A 5,077-nucleotide genomic window follows, 5' to 3' on the forward strand; every position below is an offset into this window, starting at 1 on the left:
CTGGGACAGCCAACAGGGGGTAAAACCGACCACCTATGGAAAATCACCGACCCGCGTTGCGGGGCGGTGTGGCTGGCAGGGGGGCGCGTAAGCGACCACCGGCCTTTATCCTGCTTTTCGTCCCCTCATGCACTGGCGTTCAACCGGCGTACAGCGGCTTGCACTGTTGGGCTGGGTCAAGTGTTGCCTCAGCGACAGCCGGGGTACACAGTGCCGCTCTGGGGTGACGGCGGTCGTATTCCTGTTGTCGCCGGATAACACGCCTACGCTCCACATCCAGCTCCAGTTGACGGAGTTGCCGCTGATGGAACGTATCCACCGCCGCTCTCACCGGCAGGATTGTGTAGAGGTTGTTGCCCTTCCACTTCATCCCGCGCTTGTCGAAGTAGCTGCTGGGCTCCACTGCGATGAGTCCCATCTCCAACAGTGTGCTGACACTTTTCATTGCGGTGTTCTTCACCAGATTCGTCGCAGTGGCGATGGTGTTGTAGCTGGGGTGGCAGGTGTGCGTCCGACGATCCTCGATCAGCAGCAGATAGGCATAGACCATAAATGCGGAGGGTGGAAGTCGCAGCAGGAATACCTCGTTAGGCAGAGTGAAAAATTTTTTGTCTTTGCTCTTGAGCGCAGGAGTACCATCTTCGCCGATGAGCTTCTTAGCTATCAGACTGTCCAGATACTTTTTCACTGTGTTTGTCGTCACGTGGACGCCAGCTGTGATTTCTTCCAGGGTGAGTTTACTGGTGGAGCGGTGATAGCAGAGGTAAGAAAAAATCACGAACTCAGCAGGTCTGAGCTGATACTCCCACACTGCGGTGGGTATAGCGAATCGGTAGTATCTTGGGTCACGGCGGGGCCAGCCAATGGGAGTGGATCGCCGTCTCATCAGTTGCCACCTCCGCTAGTGTTTTGTTCCACCCACTGGATGAATTTCTCCTTGGGTACGATCATCCTGTTTCCAACCTTTAACACCGGGAATCCAGGCTTGTGCATCAGTTCGTAACCACTGGACGGTGACACGCCAAGCACCTTTGCCACCAGCTCTGCGTTGAGGAACAGCGGAAGCTCGCTGTAGTCTTTGAATTGAGATACTTTCATGTGGGTTCCTTTCTTCTTTTTTTGATTTTGGCCACGCACCGTACACCTTCCTGCCCCAGGTCGTCTGCGGCGTTTTCACTCTGTTGGCACGCTCACTCCGTCTATGGAGGTTCTGGCGCTGCTTCTCCCAGGGAGTATGAACTCCGGTGGTGGGTATTCAGTTGTCAAGGTACAGCTCACAAAATTGATTTTGTTCTTCTGTATTCAATTCTCTATTCTGCGCTTCCAGCTTAACATCCCGCTTGACATTCGTCAATAGGTTTTGTATCATATAGGCGGATACACTATTTTGTGAGTTACATTATCTATCGGAGGCAGGGACATGGGTGTTTTGGGAAAAGACCTGTTTGACATAGACCGGCCGCGCACACACGTCAAAGTACAGTTCGGGCAGAATACCTACTGGGTGGAGCATGACCCAACGCCCCATACTTATGGTGAGGTCTTGACTGAGTTGCTGAACTACGATGTCGCACCGTATGAGCACACGATCTCCGTTTTGGAACAGGCCATAGAGGAGAAGGACGACCAGACAGCACCGCAGGCATTTATGGATGCGGTAAAGGGGCTGTCTTCCCTTCCCTATTTTCGCCTGTTCCTGTCTGATCTGCGCCAGCTCAATGATGGCGGAAAAAAGGATGCTGCCTATATGCGGGAGCAGGTCAGCGCCATCTGCTTCATCCGGGAGAGGTACTCCTGGTTNTTAACGGAAGCGTTCCAGCGGGGGGCTTTTGAAAAAAAGAAAGGCCAGAGGAAAATCCCTCTGGCCCAGCAGATCTATGAAAACTGCTTGGATGCCTTTGTAAGTGGCGTGAGTTTGGGAAAATCACCGGAGGTGGACGCACCCCAGGTGAACATCCAGTACGCTGTGTTGGAAATCGACGAGAAGCGCCATGAGTTGGNGGAGAAGCTGTACTTCGACCGGCTGGAAGACTTTGTCTATGTGGAGTTGATGCGGGGCTTACAGCGAGGCTTTGTCCCCAAGCGGTGCACCAACTGCGGACGCTGGTTTTTGCAGACGCCGGGTGCCAGCTACAACTACTGCGACCAACCTGCACCCAACAGCGAGGAAGGTAAGACCTGCCGGGAGGTGGGCTCCAGCAAGAGCTTCCGGGCCAAGGTGCTCAACAATGAGATTTGGGCTATCCACCAGCGGGCCTATAAAAAATACTTTGCCCGCACAAAAAAGGGCACCATGACCAAGCCAGACTTTCTAGCATGGGAGACGGAGTCCGAGCGGCTCCGGGATGAGGCACTGTCANAGTNTGACCGAGCAAAAACAGAGGACGAGAAGGCCACCATTGCGGAACGGCTGCGGGAAGAACTGAACCGTCAGTGAGCGTGGCCCTATCTTTGTATACACTGGTGCAACCTATTTTGACAAGGAGGATTTGATGTGGCAATTCTCGGAGCAGTGATCGTCCCTCACCCGCCGCTGATCATTCCCACAGTAGGACGTGGGCGGGAGCAGAAAGTCCAGTCTACCATCGATGCTTACCAGACCGCCGCGAAGCAGGTGGCCGCATGGGAGCCGGAGGTGCTGATCATCACCTCGCCCCACCAGATCATGTACTCCGACTACTTCCACATCTCACCGGGCCGGGGTACCATCGGAGATATGGCCGCCTTCGGCGCAGGCCAGATAAAGATGGTTGTGGAGTACGACGCCCCGTTGCGAGACGAGATCATCCGCCACGCGGAGTCCGCCGACCTTCGTGTCGGGACTCTGGGACAGCGGAACCCGTACCTGGATCACGGTACTTTTGTGCCTCTGTACTTTTTGCGAGAGGCTGGAGTGGACTGCCCCATCCTCCGCATCGGCCTATCCGGGTTTTCTCCCCTGGACCACTACCGGCTGGGACAGTGCATCGCTCNNGCTGTGAAGGACCTGGGTCGNCGGGCAGTGTTCGTCGCCAGTGGCGACCTGTCCCACAAGCTGAAGGACTCCGGCCCCTACGGCTTCGCCCAGGAGGGGCCGGAGTTCGACCGGCAGATCACCGAGGCTATGGCAGAGGGGGACTTCCTACACTTTTTGACCATGGACCCGTCTCTCTGTGACCGGGCGGCGGAGTGCGGTCTGCGCTCCTTCCAGATCATGGCGGGGGCTCTGGACGGTTTGGCTATGGAGGCAAAGCTCCTCAGCTATGAGGGTGTCACCGGCGTGGGCTACGGAGTGGCGACCTTCGCTGTTACCGGTCCAGACAAGAACCGTCACTTTGGGGAGCAGTGTGTAGAGCTGGAGCGGGCCCGGCTGGCAGAGAAAAAAGTTGCTGAGGACACGTGGGTACGCTTGGCCCGGCTGTCCTTGGAGACCTTTGTGAAGACTGGGGAGCGGCTAGAGCGTTTGCCGAACGGCTTGCCCACTGAAATGATAGACCAAGCTGCTGGGACTTTCGTCTCCCTCCATGCCCACGGCCAACTCCGGGGCTGCATCGGTACCACCGAGCCTACGACGGAGAATGTGGCCTGGGAGATCGTCCAGAACGCCGTCTCTGCCTGCTCTCGTGATCCCCGCTTTCCGCCGGTGACAGTTTCGGAACTGGACAGCCTGGAGTACAGCGTGGATGTGTTGGGTCAGCCGGAGCCAATCTCCTCCCCGGCGGAGCTGGACGTGAAAAAATATGGCGTCATCGTCTCTTGCGGCGGCCGGCGAGGACTGTTGTTGCCTGACCTGGAGGGCGTAGACACGGTGGAGCAGCAGATCGACATTGCCCGCCAGAAAGGCGGCATCAGCTCCCGGGAAAAGTACACTCTGGAGCGGTTTGAGGTGGTGCGGCATTTATGATCTGCGAGTTGTGTTTTCACCGCTGTGACCTGTCCGAGGGACAGACCGGCTTTTGCCGGGCGAGAGCTTGCCGGGATGGCATGATCGTCCCGCTGAACTACGGGAAGATCACCAGCATTGCCCTGGACCCCGTTGAGAAGAAGCCCCTGCGGCGGTTCCACCCCGGCAGCAAGATTTTGTCCGTGGGCAGCTTCGGGTGCAATCTGCGCTGCCCCTTCTGCCAGAACCACGAGATTTCCATGTCCGGAGAGAAGGAACTTGAGACGGCGGAACTCTCTCCAGAGGCCCTGGCGGATAAGGCACTGGAGCTGCGGCTCTATGGCAACATCGGGGTGGCCCATACTTATAACGAGCCGCTGGTGGGCTATGAGTACGTCCGGGACTGCGCCGCCCTGGTCCATGAGCGTGGGATGGTCAACGTGCTGGTGACCAANGNTACCATTGAGGAAGCTCCCTGGCGGGCGTTGCTCCCGCTGATCGATGCCGCCAACATCGACCTGAAGGGGTTCACCCCAGAGTGGTACCAGAGGCTGGACGGCGACCTGGAGACGGTGAAGCGCTCCATCGCCCTGGCGGCGGAGCGGTGCCATGTGGAGGTGACCACGCTCCTGGTCCCCGGCGAGAACGACAGCGAGGGGGAGATCCGGTATCTGGCCCAATGGCTGGCATCGATAGACCAGAACATCCCGCTGCACCTGTCCCGGTTCTTCCCGCGGTATCGGATGATGGACAGGCCTCCCACGCCAGTGGAGCGGGTGTATCATCTGGCGGGTGCGGCGAGGGAGTACTTGTCCTTTGTTTATACGGGGAATTGTTAAGGAGAACTGGGATGCTTTTATTGCCGAAAATATTCGGGGATGGTATAATAAGACGAATTGTGTAAAACCGTGGGAGGGTATGAGCATGAGCAACGACAAAATTACCGAGGTGGGCATCAATATACAGGAGAAGGCCACAGTCATCTGGAATATTGCCAACGCCCTGTTTGGCTACTTTAAGCCCCACGAGTACGGCCTTGTGATCCTCCCTGTGACGGTGGTGAAGCGATTCCATGACTGTCTGCTTCCCTAATGTCATTAAGTTAGGGAAACGCTGATTTAATCCCCCCAAATGATAAAAGATGTGATAAAATAAGGGAAAGGGGGCGCGGGGTATGAAACAGGAAAGTTTTAGCGATATGGAATACAGATGCCG

At 56.6% G+C, this 5,077-nt stretch carries 6 protein-coding genes; 4 read left to right on the forward strand and 2 right to left on the reverse strand.

Going from position 1 to position 5,077, the window contains the following annotated elements; all coding sequences use genetic code 11:
• Positions 1–139 precede the first annotated feature (139 nt).
• Positions 140–886: a helix-turn-helix domain-containing protein gene (locus JX325_RS12625; protein ID WP_204791465.1), complete on the reverse strand. Its 747-nt coding sequence runs from the start codon at positions 884–886 to the stop codon at positions 140–142.
• Positions 886–1,098 carry a helix-turn-helix domain-containing protein gene (locus JX325_RS12630; RefSeq protein ID WP_204791466.1) on the reverse strand — a complete coding sequence of 71 codons (213 nt, stop codon included), beginning with the start codon at positions 1,096–1,098 and terminating at the stop codon, positions 886–888. The genes JX325_RS12625 and JX325_RS12630 overlap by 1 nt, the downstream gene beginning before the upstream one ends.
• 322 nt (positions 1,099–1,420) lie before the next feature.
• Here JX325_RS12630 and JX325_RS18190 point away from each other — a divergent pair, with 322 nt between their 5' ends.
• The 4 genes from JX325_RS18190 to JX325_RS12645 all read left to right on the forward strand — a co-directional run bounded on the left by JX325_RS18190 (position 1,421) and on the right by JX325_RS12645 (position 4,954).
• The gene (locus JX325_RS18190) at positions 1,421–2,437 is read left to right on the forward strand and encodes a DUF6076 domain-containing protein (RefSeq protein WP_243414076.1); all 1,017 of its coding nucleotides are present in this window, start codon (positions 1,421–1,423) and stop codon (positions 2,435–2,437) included.
• Positions 2,438–2,494: 57 nt separating this feature from the next.
• Positions 2,495–3,883, forward strand: a complete 1,389-nt coding sequence (gene amrA, locus JX325_RS12635) for an AmmeMemoRadiSam system protein A (RefSeq protein ID WP_204791467.1) — start codon at positions 2,495–2,497, stop codon at positions 3,881–3,883.
• Entirely contained in the window at positions 3,880–4,701 is an 822-nt protein-coding gene (gene amrS, locus JX325_RS12640) for an AmmeMemoRadiSam system radical SAM enzyme (RefSeq protein ID WP_204791468.1), read from the forward strand. Before amrA ends, amrS begins: the two co-directional genes overlap by 4 nt.
• An 85-nt stretch (positions 4,702–4,786) precedes the next feature.
• On the forward strand, positions 4,787–4,954 hold the full coding sequence (locus JX325_RS12645; protein ID WP_204791469.1) for a hypothetical protein: 168 nt from the start codon (positions 4,787–4,789) through the stop codon (positions 4,952–4,954).
• The last annotated feature ends 123 nt before the right edge of the window (positions 4,955–5,077 follow it).

The organism is Oscillibacter sp. CU971 (assembly GCF_905219725.1).
Classification (GTDB): domain Bacteria; phylum Bacillota; class Clostridia; order Oscillospirales; family Oscillospiraceae; genus Oscillibacter.